The sequence below is a fragment of the Sphingomonas degradans genome, assembly GCF_053502645.1.
In genome coordinates this window covers 3,105,801-3,119,859 of the sequence record NZ_CP177172.1, presented here as the reverse complement: position 1 = coordinate 3,119,859, position 14,059 = coordinate 3,105,801, and the positions used below count along the sequence as shown (strand labels likewise).

General features: G+C 67.4%; 12 protein-coding genes. 5 read left to right on the top strand and 7 right to left on the bottom strand.

Annotated features, from left to right (window positions below):
* Window positions 1-107: 107 nt before the first annotated feature.
* Window positions 108-710: an NAD(P)H:quinone oxidoreductase gene (gene wrbA / locus ACG3SL_RS14275; RefSeq protein WP_448661836.1), complete on the bottom strand. Its 603-nt coding sequence runs from the start codon at window positions 708-710 to the stop codon at window positions 108-110.
* Between the two features lie 77 nt (window positions 711-787).
* Window positions 788-1,483 carry a pirin family protein gene (locus ACG3SL_RS14270; protein WP_448661834.1) on the bottom strand — a complete coding sequence of 232 codons (696 nt, stop codon included), beginning with the start codon at window positions 1,481-1,483 and terminating at the stop codon, window positions 788-790.
* A 119-nt stretch (window positions 1,484-1,602) separates the two neighbouring features.
* Here ACG3SL_RS14270 and ACG3SL_RS14265 point away from each other — a divergent pair, with 119 nt between their 5' ends.
* The 3 genes from ACG3SL_RS14265 to ACG3SL_RS14255 all read left to right on the top strand — a co-directional run bounded on the left by ACG3SL_RS14265 (window position 1,603) and on the right by ACG3SL_RS14255 (window position 4,468).
* Window positions 1,603-2,547, top strand: a complete 945-nt coding sequence (locus ACG3SL_RS14265; protein WP_448661832.1) for a LysR family transcriptional regulator — start codon at window positions 1,603-1,605, stop codon at window positions 2,545-2,547.
* A gap of 220 nt (window positions 2,548-2,767) precedes the next feature.
* The gene (gene ctrA, locus ACG3SL_RS14260; protein WP_448665134.1) at window positions 2,768-3,475 is read left to right on the top strand and encodes a response regulator transcription factor CtrA; all 708 of its coding nucleotides are present in this window, start codon (window positions 2,768-2,770) and stop codon (window positions 3,473-3,475) included.
* A 171-nt stretch (window positions 3,476-3,646) separates the two neighbouring features.
* Window positions 3,647-4,468 carry an SPOR domain-containing protein gene (locus ACG3SL_RS14255; protein WP_448661831.1) on the top strand — a complete coding sequence of 274 codons (822 nt, stop codon included), beginning with the start codon at window positions 3,647-3,649 and terminating at the stop codon, window positions 4,466-4,468.
* An 18-nt stretch (window positions 4,469-4,486) separates the two neighbouring features.
* Here the strand turns inward: ACG3SL_RS14255 and ACG3SL_RS14250 are convergent, their stop codons facing one another.
* Window positions 4,487-6,148 carry an amidohydrolase gene (locus ACG3SL_RS14250; protein ID WP_448661830.1) on the bottom strand — a complete coding sequence of 554 codons (1,662 nt, stop codon included), beginning with the start codon at window positions 6,146-6,148 and terminating at the stop codon, window positions 4,487-4,489.
* Window positions 6,149-6,217: 69 nt separating this feature from the next.
* Between ACG3SL_RS14250 and ACG3SL_RS14245 the strand changes: the two genes are divergently transcribed.
* Window positions 6,218-7,462, top strand: a complete 1,245-nt coding sequence (locus ACG3SL_RS14245) for a threonine ammonia-lyase (protein WP_448661829.1) — start codon at window positions 6,218-6,220, stop codon at window positions 7,460-7,462.
* A 316-nt stretch (window positions 7,463-7,778) separates the two neighbouring features.
* Entirely contained in the window at window positions 7,779-8,564 is a 786-nt protein-coding gene (locus ACG3SL_RS14240) for an arginyltransferase (RefSeq protein ID WP_448661828.1), read from the top strand.
* A gap of 9 nt (window positions 8,565-8,573) precedes the next feature.
* On the opposite strand, the gene ACG3SL_RS14235 is transcribed toward ACG3SL_RS14240, so the two are convergent.
* The 4 genes from ACG3SL_RS14235 to ACG3SL_RS14220 all read right to left on the bottom strand — a co-directional run bounded on the left by ACG3SL_RS14235 (window position 8,574) and on the right by ACG3SL_RS14220 (window position 13,937).
* Window positions 8,574-9,383 (bottom strand): transglutaminase family protein, encoded by an 810-nt coding sequence (locus ACG3SL_RS14235; RefSeq protein ID WP_448661827.1) that lies wholly within the window; start codon window positions 9,381-9,383, stop codon window positions 8,574-8,576.
* Window positions 9,383-10,318 (bottom strand): alpha-E domain-containing protein, encoded by a 936-nt coding sequence (locus tag ACG3SL_RS14230; RefSeq protein ID WP_448665133.1) that lies wholly within the window; start codon window positions 10,316-10,318, stop codon window positions 9,383-9,385. Before ACG3SL_RS14230 ends, ACG3SL_RS14235 begins: the two co-directional genes overlap by 1 nt.
* 10 nt (window positions 10,319-10,328) lie before the next feature.
* Entirely contained in the window at window positions 10,329-11,831 is a 1,503-nt protein-coding gene (locus ACG3SL_RS14225; protein WP_448661826.1) for a circularly permuted type 2 ATP-grasp protein, read from the bottom strand.
* 102 nt (window positions 11,832-11,933) lie between these two features.
* On the bottom strand, window positions 11,934-13,937 hold the full coding sequence (locus tag ACG3SL_RS14220) for a protein-disulfide reductase DsbD family protein (protein ID WP_448661825.1): 2,004 nt from the start codon (window positions 13,935-13,937) through the stop codon (window positions 11,934-11,936).
* Window positions 13,938-14,059: the final 122 nt, after the last annotated feature.

Here is a 14,059-nt window from a genome sequence, read left to right as displayed (position 1 = left end):
CGGCACGCATTTTTTTGCCCCCGAAACGGAGTGCGCCGCCGCCCCAGGGGAAAGGGGGCGGCGGCGCGCGATGCCGTCCGTGGGGGAAGCGGACGGCCTCGGGGAGATCAGCCGGCGATCTTGTTCGCCAGCTCGGCCACGCGGCGGCCCTGGTAACGCGCACCTTCCAGCTCGACTGCGCTTGGCAGGCGGCTGCCGTCGCCATCGGCGATGGTCGTCGCGCCATAGGGCGAGCCGCCCTTGACTTCATCGACGCCGGCCTGGCCCTGGAAGCCGTAGTCGAGGCCCACGATCGTCATGCCGAAGTGGAGCAGGTTGGTCAGGATCGAGAACAGCGTCGTTTCCTGGCCGCCATGCTGCGAGGCAGTGGACGTGAACGCCGCGCCGACCTTGCCGTTCAGCTGGCCCTGGAACCACACGCCGCCGGCCTTGTCCCAGAACGCCGCCATCTGGCTGGCCATGCGGCCGAAGCGGGTGGGGGTGCCGACGATGATGCCGTCATATTTGGCGAGTTCATTGACGTCGTCGAGCACCGGATGGCTTTCATCTACGCGGAAACCGGCGGCCTGCGCGACTTCGAACGGCGCGGTCTCGGCGACGCGGCGCACATCGACGGTTGCGCCGGCGCTGCGCGCACCCTCGGCCACGGCATCGGCCATCGTCGCGAGGTGGCCATAGGACGAATAATAGAGAACCAGGATCTTGGACATGGTGGCTTCCTTTTGAAGGAGTCCCCCTCCCGCCGGGGCGGGAGGGGAGGGTTGGAAAACAGGAATGGGGTGCGGGATTACTCGGCGTCGACCAGGACGATCTCGGCATCTTCCAGCGCCATGATAGTGTAGGTGCCGCCCGACAATGCTGCACCGTCGCGGGCATCGACGCGATCACCATTAAGTGTGATCGAACCCACCGCAGGGACGAGATAGGCATGCCGTCCGTCGCCGACGATGTGCTCCACACTCTCGCCGGCCTTCAGCGTCGCGCCCAGCACGCGGGCATCGGCGCGGATCGGCAGCGCGTCGTCATCCCCGGCAAAGCCCGAGGCCAGCGTCACGAACTTGCCCGAACGATCGCCCTTGGGGAAAGGCTTGGCGCCCCAGCTGGGCTGGCCACCGCGTTCGCGGGGCAGGATCCAGATCTGGAAGATCGTAGTGGTCTCCGGCTCCAGATTGTACTCCGAATGGCGCACGCCGTTGCCGGCGCTCATCACCTGGACATCGCCGGCCACGGTGCGGCCCTTGTTGCCCATCGAGTCCTGATGCGTGATCGCACCCTTTCGGACATAGGTGATGATCTCCATATCCTGGTGCGGATGCGGCGGGAAACCGCTGTTCGCGGCGATTTCGTCGTCGTTCCACACGCGGATGGAACCCCAGCCCATGCGGGCCGGATCATAATAGTTGGCGAAGCTGAAATGGTGCTTCGCGTTGAGCCAGCCATGGTTCGCTGCGCCCAGGCTATCGAAACTGCGTTTGTCGATCACGGTGGATCTCCCTTGTTCTGTTGCCGCCAAGATAGGGGTTTGGATTGCGACGTAAATGGAAACCTTGGAAACCGATCGTTTCCTGATATACGTTGCGGGCAACCGAGGGGGAGTGCCGCATGAAGCTGCCTGATTTCGAAGCCTGGGCGATATTCGCGAGCGTGGTCGAGCAGCGCTCGTTCAGTGGCGCAGCGACGGCGCTGGCGGTATCCAAGGCCACCGTGTCCAAGGCGATCACCCGGCTGGAGGCGAAGCTGGGTACCACGCTGTTCCACCGCACCTCGCGCCGGCTGACGCTGACCGACAGCGGGCGGGCGCTGGCCGAGCATGCCCAGCGCATCCTGGCCGAGGGCGAGGCGGCGGAAGAGGCGGCGTTCGAATCCGCGACCGCGCCGGCCGGGCTGGTGCGGCTGGCGGCGCCGCTGACCTTCGGTATCCGCCATCTCGCGCCGGTGCTCGCCGAGTTCATGGCGCTGCACCCCGGCATCCGCGTCGACCTGCGGCTGTCCGACGCATTCGTCGACATCGTGGGCGAGGGCATCGACGTCGCGATCCGCATCGCCGAACTGCCCGACAGCTCGCTGCGTGCGCGGCGGCTGGGGCCGGTGACGGCGCATGTCATCGGCGCGCCGGGCTATTTCGACCGGATGGGTCGCCCGCGCCATCCCGCCGACCTCGCCCACCATGCCTGCTTCGTCTACACCAACATGGCCAATCCCGACCTGTGGCGGTTCCGCCGCGCGGGCGGCGAAGAGGCGGCGGTCCGCATCGACGGGCCGATCCGCACCGACAATGGCGATGCGATGATCCCCGCGCTGCTCGCCGGGCTGGGCGTCGCGCGCCTGCCGGGCTTCCTGGTGGACGAGGAAATCGCGGCCGGGCGGCTGGAATCGGTGCTGACCGACTGGTCGAGCGGGGCGGCGGGGCTCCACCTGCTGACGCCGCCGGGCACGCTGCGGCCCGCGCGCGTCGAGGCGCTGATCGACTTCCTGAGCGAGCGGATGAAGCGGATGTGCGCGGGCCAGGCGATCGCCACCGATACTGTAGGAAGCCTTCCCGTATAGTGCCGGGATAGGCGCGGGCCACTGACAAGGTTAATCGCAGAGAGTGTCTCGACACCGCAACGTTTTCGATTCTGCGTCTTACGTAGTTTCCGAGCGACTCGCGGAGTCGGGCGGGTTAGGGTGAAATTAACCTTTTGCCTTCAGATGTGCTTAGGTTAATGAATCGCTCAGAATGTGTGTTCGTTCGGGACACGCATGGCAGGGCAAGGGGAAACTGACGATGCGCGTGCTGCTGATCGAGGACGAGCCTAGCACTGCCAAGGCGATCGAGCTGATGCTGGGGGCCGAGGGGTTCAACGTCTATACGACCGATCTCGGCGAAGAGGGCTTGGACCTCGCCAAGCTGTATGATTACGACATCATCCTGCTCGACCTGAACCTGCCCGACATGCACGGCTATGACGTGCTGAAGAAGGTCCGCGTCGCCCGCGTGCAGACGCCCGTCCTGATCCTGTCCGGCATCAACGAAATGGATTCGAAGGTGCGCAGCTTCGGCTTCGGCGCCGACGATTACGTGACCAAGCCGTTCCACCGCGAAGAGCTGATCGCGCGCATCCACGCCGTTGTCCGCCGTTCCAAGGGGCATAGCCAGTCGGTGATCCGCACCGGCAAGCTGGCCGTGAACCTGGACGCCAAGACCGTGGAAGTCGACAGCGCCCGCGTCCACCTGACCGGCAAGGAATATGCGATGCTGGAGCTGCTCTCGCTCCGCAAGGGCACGACGCTGACCAAGGAAATGTTCCTCAACCACCTGTATGGCGGGATGGACGAGCCCGAGCTCAAGATCATCGACGTCTTCATCTGCAAGCTGCGCAAGAAGCTGAGCATGGCGACCGAGGGCGAGAATTATATCGAGACCGTCTGGGGGCGCGGCTATGTGCTGCGCGAGCCCGATGGCGGCGAAGAGGCGGTTACCCAGGTCGCCTGAACCCGATTTTCGGCGGGGATTGAAAAGGCTGCGGCTCCCGGATGGGCGTCGCGGCCTTTTTGCTGCATGGGGAAGCCGCAGGGCCGACAGGTGCCGCCAAGCAATAGTTGACGAGTGACAAAGTAACGGTTGCGTGCGATCATCCTCTCGCGAATCTTCCGGGGGGAAAGAATGAGCCTGGTATTGTCGCCTGTCGGCGCGCTGGACCGCCTGTTCAAGATAGACCGTAAGATCGCGCTACCGCTGGTCGCCGGAATGGCGGTGATCGCGGCGGTTACGGTGATCCGCACCTGGGACGTGTCTTTTTCCAGCTTCGGGACCACCGCGCTGGTCGGTGTCTATATTATCGGGCTTGGTCTGTTGCTTACGGTCATTGCCTCGGTGATTCAGGATAAATGGCTGAAGCAGATACTGGGCGTCGTGCTGGTGTTGATGATCCTGTGCGTGACCTTTTCGTTCTTCCTCGCGGTGTTCTTCCGGCCGCCCTGGATCCAGCCGCCCTGGTGCCTGTCCAAATTCTGGATACCGTGTTCGGCGGTGGAGGCGGAGCTGTTGCGGACAAACGGCGCGCAGATCACGGCCCGCGCCGATGTGCCGAGCGAGATTCCGGCAGTGGCGGCGGACGTGCCCGCGACGCAATCGGGGGCTGGGCCGGGTGAGAACGCCAGTGGGGCGATCGAGTCGCCGGCCTCCGCGATCACTGCGCCGCCCCGTATCTTCATCCAGTTCGCCGGGTTGATAACGCGCGACAGCGTCAAGCAACTCAACGCCGCGCTCCGCCAGGGCGGGTGGGACGTGCAAGGCGGCAGCGGCGAGCGGACTCCCGTTGCGGCCGGGCTCAACGAAGTGCGCTATGCGGGCCCTGACGACGAGGCGCAGGCGCGCGCGCTGGCCGAGGCCGTGACCAAGACCGGCATGACGGCGACGACCGTAGTGGCGCGACAGGTGGATATCCTGAAGCCCGGCACGCTGGAGCTGTGGATTTCCAACTGACCGGCGCTGGGTGGCTGCCTATTTGTGCTGCCACGCCCGGTTGCCGCCGACCCAGGTCTCCAGCACCTGCGTGCCGCGCAGATCGGTGGGCGAGGCGAGCAGGGGGTCGCGGTCGAGGATCAGGAAATCGGCCTGGAGACCGGGGGCGAGGCGGCCGACCTTTTCGTCGGCGAACCCGGCATAGGCAGCACCCGTGGTGAACCCGGCCCATGCCTGTTCGCGGGTCAGCACCTCTTCGGGGCGCCATCCGCCGAACGGCTGGCCCTCGGCATCCATCCGCGTGAAGGCGGTGGCCCAGCCGGCCCAGGGATCGGGGCTCTCGACCGGATAGTCGGACCCGAACGCCAGCTTCGCCCCGTTCTGGAGCATCGAGCGCCACGCATAGGCACCCTTCAGCCGCTCCGCCCCCAGCCGCGCTTCGGCCATCGTCCGGTCGCTGGTCTGGTGGACCGGCTGCATCGATGCGATCGTGCCGAACTTGCCGAAGCGGGGCAGGTCCTTGGGATCGACGATCTGGGCGTGTTCGATCCGCCAGCGGCGATCGCCCTTGTACGTGTCGGACAGGACTTCGATCGCGTCGAGCACCTGGCTGTTGGCGCGGTCTCCGATCGCGTGGACGGCGATCTGGAAATTGTCCATCGCTCCGCGGATCATCATGTTGAGCAGCTGGTCGTCGGCAAGGAAGCCCAGCCCCTTCTGCCCCGGCGCATCGGCATAATCGGCCTTGAGCCACGCCCCGCGCGAACCCAGCGCGCCATCGGCATAGAGCTTGATCCCGCCCATCCGCAGCCTGTCGCCGTACAGCCATGGTGTCGGGCCCTGGCCGGCGATGGTCAGCGCCGCCTCAACACCGCCGGCATAGCCCAGGATGCGGACCTTGAGCAGATCGATGTCGCCCATCCGGCGATAGGTCAGCCAGTCCTCGACACTGGTGCCCATATCGGCCGTGGTGGTGATGCCGAGCGACAGCAGCCGCTCCTGCGCCGCGAGAAAGGCGGAGTTGCGCTCGCGCGGGGTGGGGTTGGGAATCGCCTTGGTCAGCAGCGCCATCGCGCCGTCGACCAGCACGCCCTGCGGCACGCCCTTGGCGTCGCGTTCAATCCGGCCGCCATTGGGCTCCTTGGTCGAAGGCGTGATCCCGGCGAGGTTCAGCGCGCGGCTGTTCGCCCAGCCGGCATGACCGTCGACCCGCTCCAGCCACACCGGACGGTCGCTGACCGCGCGGTCGAGTTCGGCGGCGGTCGGGAAGCGGCCCAGCTTCCACTTCTCCTGGTTCCAGCCGCCACCCAGCACCCATTTGGTGGGGTTCGCATCGGCATAGGCCTTGATCTTGGCCAGCGCCGCGTCGAGCGAAGTCGTGTCCGACAGATCGAGCATCAGCAATTGCTGGCCCAGCCCCATGAAATGGCCATGGCCATCGATCATGCCGGGCACCAGCGTCTTGCCGCCCATGTCGATCTTCCACTCCGGCTTTTTCGGGCGCTTGTCCTCGCGGCCGAGCAGCTGGGTGATCTTGCCGTCGCGGGTGAACAGGATGCCGGTGAAGCGCACCACCTGTCCCTTGTCGTCCAGCGTCATGCCGTTGACATTGTCGACCAGCCCGTCGGCCAGCGCCACGGGAGCGAGGAACAGCGCGGCGGCCGCAATCAGCGGGGCCAGCAGGCGGGCGAGCGGGTGCATTCCGGGCATAGCCTATAGCGCATAGGGCCTGTTCCCCCGCCGCGCCAGATAGTCTAGGCGGGGCGCATCATGGCTACCAAAGCAGCATCGGCGAACGCGCCGCTTCCCGTTTCGATCGACGACATCCGTGCCGCGCAGGCGCGCATTGCCAGTTCGATCGTGCGGACGCCGACGCTGCACAGCCGGACGCTGTCCAAGCTGACCGGCGCGGACGTCTATCTGAAGTTCGAGAACCTGCAATTCACCGCCGCCTACAAGGAACGCGGCGCGCTCAACACGCTGTTGCTGCTGGACGAGGCGGCGCGGGCCAAGGGCGTGATCGCGGCGTCGGCGGGCAACCACGCCCAGGGGCTGGCCTATCACGCGACGCGGCTGGGCATCCCCAGCACGATCGTGATGCCCAAGAGCACGCCGACGATCAAGGTGACCCAGACCGAGGGCCATGGCGCGACCGTGATCCTGCACGGCGAGACCTATGACGCCGCCTATGCCCATTCGCGCGAGCTGGAGGCCGAGCGCGGCTTTACCTTCATCCACCCGTTCGACGATCCCCGCGTGATCGCCGGGCAGGGGACGGTCGCGCTGGAAATGCTGGAGGATGTGCCGGCGATCGACATGCTGGTCGTGCCGATCGGCGGCGGCGGGCTGATCTCGGGCAGCGCGACGGTCGCCAAGTCGGAGGGGCGCAGCGTCGACGTGATCGGCGTGCAGGCCGAGCTGTACCCGTCGATGTACAACCATATCCACCATACCGACATGCCCTGCGCCGGCGACACGCTGGCCGAGGGTATCGCGGTCAAGCAGCCCGGCGGAATCACGTCGAAGATCGTCGAGGCGCTGGTCGACGACATCGTGCTGGTGAGCGAGCGGCGGCTGGAGGAATCGGTCAGCCTGATGCTCCAGATCGAAAAGACCGTGGTCGAGGGCGCGGGTGCGGCGGGCCTCGCCGCGCTGCTGACCGAGCCGGAGCGGTTTCGCGGGCGCACCGTCGGCACGATCCTGTGCGGCGGCAATATCGATACGCGGCTGCTCGCCAACGTGCTGCTGCGCGATCTGGCGCGCGGCGGGCGGCTGGCACGGCTGCGCATCCGGTTGCAGGACCGGCCGGGCGCGCTGTTCAACGTGGCCAAGATTTTCCAGGAACAGGGCGTCAACATCCTGGAATTGTACCACCAGCGCATCTTCACCACGCTGCCCGCCAAGGGGCTGACGCTCGACGTCGAGTGCGAGACGCGCGGGCGCGACCATCTCGACCGGCTGATGACCGCGCTGCGCCGCGCGCAGTACGAAGTTAGCCCGGTCGAACTGGCCTGAGCGAGACGAAGCCAATCGGGGATGCGGTAGGCCGAGCGGGCGCGGGATTTGCGCGCGCGGGCGGCTCCGCTATCATGCGTAGCGCAGCGTGGATTCGGCGCGCGAGGGGCGTGTCGTTCGGCGCCGCACCAATGGTTAAGAACTCCCGCAGATGTGCCAGTGCGGGGCGAAGAAAACCGCAGTTTTCCTAGACGCTTCCAACCATCCCTTTATTAACTCTCTTTGGTGGTAAAGCGGCTTTTCATCATGCTGCGACCGCTTCATAGTCATGTCCGAAGGCCCGATTGGGGGGGCTTGCACAAGGGGCTTATACGCGGTGACTGCACTTTCCCGTTTCCCTCGGTTTTTTGTGACGAGCCCCAGCCCCTGCCCCTATCTGCCGGGGCGGCAGGAGCGGAAGATCTTTACCGAGCTTTCGGGGCAGCATGCCGGTGAACTGAACGACGCGCTGGGCCGCATCGGTTTCCGGCGCAGTCAGTCAGTTGCCTATCGCCCGAGCTGCGCGGGCTGCACGGCGTGCGTATCGGTGCGTGTGGTCGCCAACCAGTTTCGGCCCAACGCGTCGCAGCGCAAGCTGCTCAAGCGGCATTCCGACCTGGAAGTCACGGCGTGCAAGCCCTGGGCGACCGAGGAACAGTTCGCGCTGCTCCATCGCTATCTGCAGGCGCGGCATCCCGGCGGCGGCATGGCGGCGATGGACGAGACCGATTATGCCGACATGGTCGAGCAGTCGCCGGTCAATTCCTTCGTATTCGAGTATCGCGAACCCTCGGTCGACGGGCGGCCCGGCCGGCTGGTGGGCGCGTGCATCACCGACCAGCAGGCCGATGGGCTGTCGATGATCTACAGCTTCTTCGTCGCCGATGACGAGAGCCGCCCGGGCCTTGGCACCTTCATCATCCTCGACCACATCCTGCGCTCGCGCACTGCCGCGCTGCCCTATGTCTATCTCGGCTATTGGGTGAAGGGGTCGGAGCGGATGGCGTACAAGACCCGCTATCGCCCGCTGGAAGTGCTGGGGCCGAACGGCTGGTCGGTGCTGACCGACGAGGATGCCGATATCGCGATGCCGATGCCCGCGCGGGCGCGCGAACTGGCCTGAACGCCGGCGCTATTCCTCGCCGCCCAGCCGATCCACGTTGAGGTCGACGTCGAGCGCTTCGTCGCCATGGCCGATGCGGGTGCCGACGATCGACGCCGCCCCCGCCGCGTCCAGCCCCACCGCGACGCGGACATAGCCCGCATCGGGCGACAGGCCGGTGACCGAATCGAAGCCGATCCAGCCGATCCCCGCGACATGTGCCTCCGCCCAGGCATGCGGCGCGACATGCGTTCCGCCGGCCAGATGATAGCCCGACACATAGCGCGCCGGCACGTCCAGGCTGCGCGCGGCGGCGATGAACATCTGGGCGACGTCGCGCGATGTCGCCGCCTCGCCCGCGAACGCCTGCGCCGCCGAGGTGCCGGTGTCCGGCGCATCGGGCAGGCAGGGGAAGCGCGCGTGCAGCGCGGCGTTCAGCCGGTGCACGCGGTCCAGCAGACTCGTGGCGGCACCCGTCGCATCGGCGGCGAAGTCGCGCAGCGCCGCATTCGGCGCCGTGCGCGGGGTCTCGCGCAGGAACAGCATCGGCGGCAGCGGTTCGGGTGCGCCGCGCACGATGCCGCTGGTGTCGCCGGTCAGCACTTCGCCGGTCACCGTCACGTCGATCGCGTCGAGCGGTCCTTCGGCATAGAGCATCGTCACGGCATTGCCGAAGCCGTCCACCGCATCGCGCATCCGGGCATCGCAATCGACGCCGACCATCCAGCTCACCACGGTCTGGCTCGCGGTGTCGCACGGGGTCAGCCGCATCACCTGGACCAGCCGCGCCTGTGGCTCGGTGAAGCGATAGCGGGTGCGGTGTTCGATCGCGATCCGCATCAGATGAACCGGAATTGCCGGGCGATGGCGGCGTCGAGCAAGGCATTGTCCTCGATAAAGGCTTCCAGATATTCGTGAAGGCCGCTGACGATGATGTCCGACGTGCGGCTTTTCTGGATGCGGGCCATGCGCGCGCGGGCCATGCGATCGGCCTCGCCCTGCAATCCGGTGCGCTTGGCCAGCTGGCTGAGCAGCCCCACTGCCTCCTCGACGCACGCGGCCAGGCTGCGCGGCAGCTCGGCGCGGCTGAGCAACAGGTCGATCACGTTGGTCGGCTGCAACCCGTCGCTGTAGATCCAGCGATAGGCGGTGACGGCGGACACGGTCTGGAGGATCGTCGTCCACTGGTCGCGGTCCACCACGCCGCCTACGCTTTCGCCGGCGGGCAGGAGGATGTGGTATTTCACGTCCACCAGCCGCGCGGTGTTGTCCGCACGCTCGACGGCGGCGCCGAGCTGGATCAGCAACGTCGCTTCGTTGCGCATCATCCGGTGGATCGCGCCTTCGAAGCCGCGCGTCTCGCCCTTGACCTGTTCGACCAGGTTCAGCGTCTGGGTGGCGCCGCCGGTGCTGGCGCGGTTCTGGAACAGCCACCAGGCGCGGTTGATCGCGGTCCACGCCTCGCGCGTCAGCGCAGTGCGGACGGCGCGGGCATTGTTGCGCGCTTTCTCCAGGCACGACACGATCGAGCCGGGGTTGGTGGCGTCCAACGTCAGGTAGCGCGCGACATTGGCCTGGTTCACGGCCAGCCCGGTCGCGGCGAACGTCTCGTCGGTATAGCTGACCGTCAGCGCGCTCTGCCATGCGGCCTCGCCGGCGGGGCGGGCGGACAGCGCATCCAGCCGCACCGTCGCCTCGACCAGCCGGGCGATGAAATCGGCGCGTTCCAGATAACGGCCGAGCCAATAGAGCGCAGCGGCGGTGCGGGAGAGCATCAGCATCCGCTCAGCCTCCCTGACGCTGGGACTGGGCACCCCGCAGCGTCTGCGTCTGGAATTGCGACGGTATCGGCGTGCCGTCGCTTTCCATCAGCACGAAACTGTCCTTGGTCCCGCCGCCCTGGCTGGAATTGACCACCAGCGATCCTTCGCGCAGCGCGACGCGGGTGAGCCCGCCGGGCACCACGCGCACGCCGTCGCTGCCGGTCAGGACAAAGGGGCGGAAATCGACATGGCGCGGGGCGAGCCCCGCATCGACCAGCGTCGGCACCGTGGACAGCGCCAGCGTCGGCTGCGCGATGTAGCGATGCGGCTCGGCGATCAGCGCGGCGCGAAAATCCTCGATCTGGCCCTTGGTCGCGGTGGGGCCGACCAGCATCCCGTAGCCGCCGGACCCGTCCACCAGCTTGACCACCAGCTCGGGCAGGTGATCGAGGACATATTTCAGCGCCTGCGGTTCGCGGCAGCGATAGGTCTCGACATTGGGCAGCTTCGCCTCGGCACCCGTATAGAAGCGCACGATTTCCGGCATGTAGCTGTATATCGCCTTGTCGTCGGCAATGCCGTTGCCCGGCGCGTTGACCAGCGCGACATTGCCCGCGCGATACGCGGCGATCAGGCCGGGTACGCCCAGCAGCGAATCCGGGCGGAAGGTGAGGGGGTCGAGATAATCGTCGTCGATCCGGCGATAGATCACGTCGACCTTCACTCGGCCCGCGATCGTCTGGACCCAGACGATATCGTCGTCGACCACCAGATCGGCCGCCTCGACCAGCTCGACGCCCATCGAATCGGCGAGGAAGCTGTGTTCGTAATAGGCCGAGTTGAAATGCCCCGGCGTGAGGACGACGCACATCGGGCGCGGATTGTTGCCCGGCGCGACCGAACGCATCGTGGCGAGCAGCATGTCCGGGTAACTGTCCACCGGCGCGACGTGGAAATCGCGGAACAGCTCTGGGCACAGCCGGATCATCGCCTCACGGTTTTCCAGCATGTACGACACGCCGGAGGGCGTGCGCGCATTGTCCTCGAGCACATAGAAGTCGTCGGGCCCGGTGCGGACCAGGTCGATGCCGCAGATATGCGCCCACACCCCGTGCGGCGGGCGAATGCCGGCGACTTCGGGGCGGAATTGTTCGTTGTGATAGATCAGCTCGGGCGGGATGATCCCTTCGGCCAGGATGCGGCGCTCACCATAAATGTCCTCAAGGAAGGCGTTGATCGCCTGAACCCGCTGGACCAGCCCCTCGCTCAGCTTGTTCCATTCGCGTTGCAGGAACACGCGGGGCACGATGTCGAACGGAATGATCCGTTCGGCCGCGTCGCTGTCGCCATAAACGGCAAAGGTGATGCCCAGTTGTCGGAACGCCGCTTCGGCGGATTGCTGCCGCCGTTGCAGTTCGCTCGCGGGCGTGTCGGCCACCCACTGCGCCAATGCGGTGAATTCGGGGCGCGGCGCGTCTGGCCCACCCTCTCCCCAGATTTCGTCGAACGCCCCGTCAGATGCCATCAAGGCTCCCAAGCGCCGGAGGACCCGGCGGAGTTCCATGCTGCAACGCTTTATTGCGTCGCACAAGAGGCTGTTTGCGACCGAACTGGACTTGGGCGAACCTCAGTTGCGGGCGAGATCGACCAGCATCGACTGCGACAGGATCTGCGGCAGGACTTGCGGGGCGGAGGTGCCGGGCTTGTACCACAGGTACAGCGGCACGCCCGCGCGATTGTGCGCTTCGATGAAGCGGCCCAGCGCCGGATCGCCATTGGTCCAGTCGCCGACCAGCACCGCGACTTTGCCGTCGGCCAGCGCCTGCGTGACCGCCTGCGTCTCGATCACGGCCTTTTCGTTGACCTTGCAGGTCAGGCACCAGTCGGCGGTGAAATAGGCGAAGACCGGGCGCCCCTGTGCGGTCAGCTGGGCGAGGCGGGCCTCGCTGAACGGCTCGGTCCCGGCGGGCGTTGCGCGGGCGGTTTCGGCGGCCTGCGGGTGGACCAGCGCGAGGGCGGCCAGCGCGGCGACGACCAGCGGCAGCGCGGGCAGCCAGGCGCGGCTGCGCCCCCGCCGCTGGCGCGCACCGCCCCACCACAGGCCAAGCGCGAGCAGCATCGCGGCGCCGAGGCCGGTCGCCATGCCGTCCACGCCGGCCTGCTGCCCCAGCACCCAGGCGAGCGCGAGGCCGGTCGCGAACATTGGCACTGCCAGGATGTGGCGCAGCGTCGCCATCCACGCGCCCGGCTTCGGCAGGCGACGGCGCAGCGCGGGGACGAAGCCGAGCAGCAGGAAGGGCAGGGCGATACCCAGCCCCAACCCCCCGAACACCGCCAGCGCGGCGGGCCAGGGCAACACCAGCGCCGCCCCCAGCGCACCCGCCATGAACGGCCCGGCGCACGGCGTCGCAATGAACGCCGCCAGCGCGCCGGTGGCAAAGGCGCCGCCGGTGCCCCGCGCGGCGGCGCGATTGACGACGCCGGGGGCGTTGATCTCGAACAGCCCCGCGAGGTTGAAGGCGATCGCGGCGACGAGCAGCAGCAGCAACAGGATCACGCGCGGGTCCTGCAACTGGAACGCCCAGCCCACTGTCGCCCCGCCTGCGCGCAGGCCCAGCAGGATGCCGCCCAGCGCCAGGCACACCAGCACCACGCCCGCAGTATAGGCCAGCGCCTCGCCGCGCGGGCGGGCATCGGCATGGTTGGACTTGGCGAGGCTCAGCGCCTTGAGGCTCAGGATCGGGAAGACACAGGGCATGATGTTGAGGATCACCCCGCCCAGCACCGCGCCGAGAAACGCGATCAACGTGGCCATCCAGACCGACTCGGGCGCGGCAGGCGCGGCCACGGCGCCGGGGGTGGCGTGGACGGTGAAGCCCTGCTTGCCGATCGCGAGCACGCCGTCGATCGTAGCGGGGGTGCCCTTGGCGGCGGTTTCGATGACGATCCGGTCGCCGTCGCGCGCGATCGTCTGCGGCGCGGCATAGTCGATCGCGCCTTGCGTGAGCGGATAGAAATAGGCGTCGGCCAGCGGAGCGGCGGCCGGATAGGGCACGCCGATGCGGATGCGGCCGTCGGCGGCCTGGAACTGCGCCTGTGCGTTGAGCGGGCGGGGCATGGCTGCGCGCCAGGTATCGAACTGCGCGCGCCGTTCCGCGCCGGGCGTGCCGATGCGAAGTTCGGTCGCCAGCTCGGCCTTTTCGGGGACACACAGCGAATCGGTGCACACCAGATAGTCGAGCTTTACGCGCACCGGGATCGCCGTGCCGGGGGCGGCGTCGGGCAGCTTCAGCGTGACGAGTAGCGCGTAGGGGCCCTCGTACACATAGTTCATCAGCCCCGCGATGGTCAGCCGTTGCGGTACCGGATAGCGGATCGGCCCGGCCTGTGCGCCGGGGGGCAGGGTCCATGCTGCACGCGCGGACAACCCGGCATCGCCCGGATTTTCCCAATAGGCGTGCCAGCCCGGCTGGGGCGTCGCGTCGATCGCCAGTGTCACCTCGCTGCCCGGCGCGGGCGTCGCGGTTTCGGCGACCAGCGTCATGCGGACATGCGGCCCCGCGCCCGGCTGGGCGGCGGCGGGAGCGACCCAAAGGGCCAGGGAAAGCAGCGCAGCGAGCCAGCGGATCATCCCCGCTCTGTGCGACTGCGCGGGGGCGTTGGCAATCCCGTGGGTAGCCACGCGGTGATGGCATTGAGAACGCCCGGTCTAGCACCGCCGCTCCCCTGCGGAGGCAGGGGGCCAGAGTCGCG

Excerpts from the sequence above, each read along its gene's own strand:
- wrbA (WP_448661836.1), bottom strand. The coding sequence starts at position 710 with ATGTCCAAGATCCTGGTTCTCTATTATTCGTCCTATGGCCACCTCGCG.
- ACG3SL_RS14265 (WP_448661832.1), top strand. The coding sequence starts at position 1,603 with ATGAAGCTGCCTGATTTCGAAGCCTGGGCGATATTCGCGAGCGTGGTC.
- ctrA (WP_448665134.1), top strand. The coding sequence starts at position 2,768 with ATGCGCGTGCTGCTGATCGAGGACGAGCCTAGCACTGCCAAGGCGATC.
- ACG3SL_RS14255 (WP_448661831.1), top strand. The coding sequence starts at position 3,647 with ATGAGCCTGGTATTGTCGCCTGTCGGCGCGCTGGACCGCCTGTTCAAG.
- ACG3SL_RS14250 (WP_448661830.1), bottom strand. The coding sequence starts at position 6,148 with ATGCACCCGCTCGCCCGCCTGCTGGCCCCGCTGATTGCGGCCGCCGCG.
- ACG3SL_RS14245 (WP_448661829.1), top strand. The coding sequence starts at position 6,218 with ATGGCTACCAAAGCAGCATCGGCGAACGCGCCGCTTCCCGTTTCGATC.
- ACG3SL_RS14235 (WP_448661827.1), bottom strand. The coding sequence starts at position 9,383 with ATGCGGATCGCGATCGAACACCGCACCCGCTATCGCTTCACCGAGCCA.
- ACG3SL_RS14230 (WP_448665133.1), bottom strand. The coding sequence starts at position 10,318 with ATGCTCTCCCGCACCGCCGCTGCGCTCTATTGGCTCGGCCGTTATCTG.
- ACG3SL_RS14225 (WP_448661826.1), bottom strand. The coding sequence starts at position 11,831 with ATGGCATCTGACGGGGCGTTCGACGAAATCTGGGGAGAGGGTGGGCCA.
- ACG3SL_RS14220 (WP_448661825.1), bottom strand. The coding sequence starts at position 13,937 with ATGATCCGCTGGCTCGCTGCGCTGCTTTCCCTGGCCCTTTGGGTCGCT.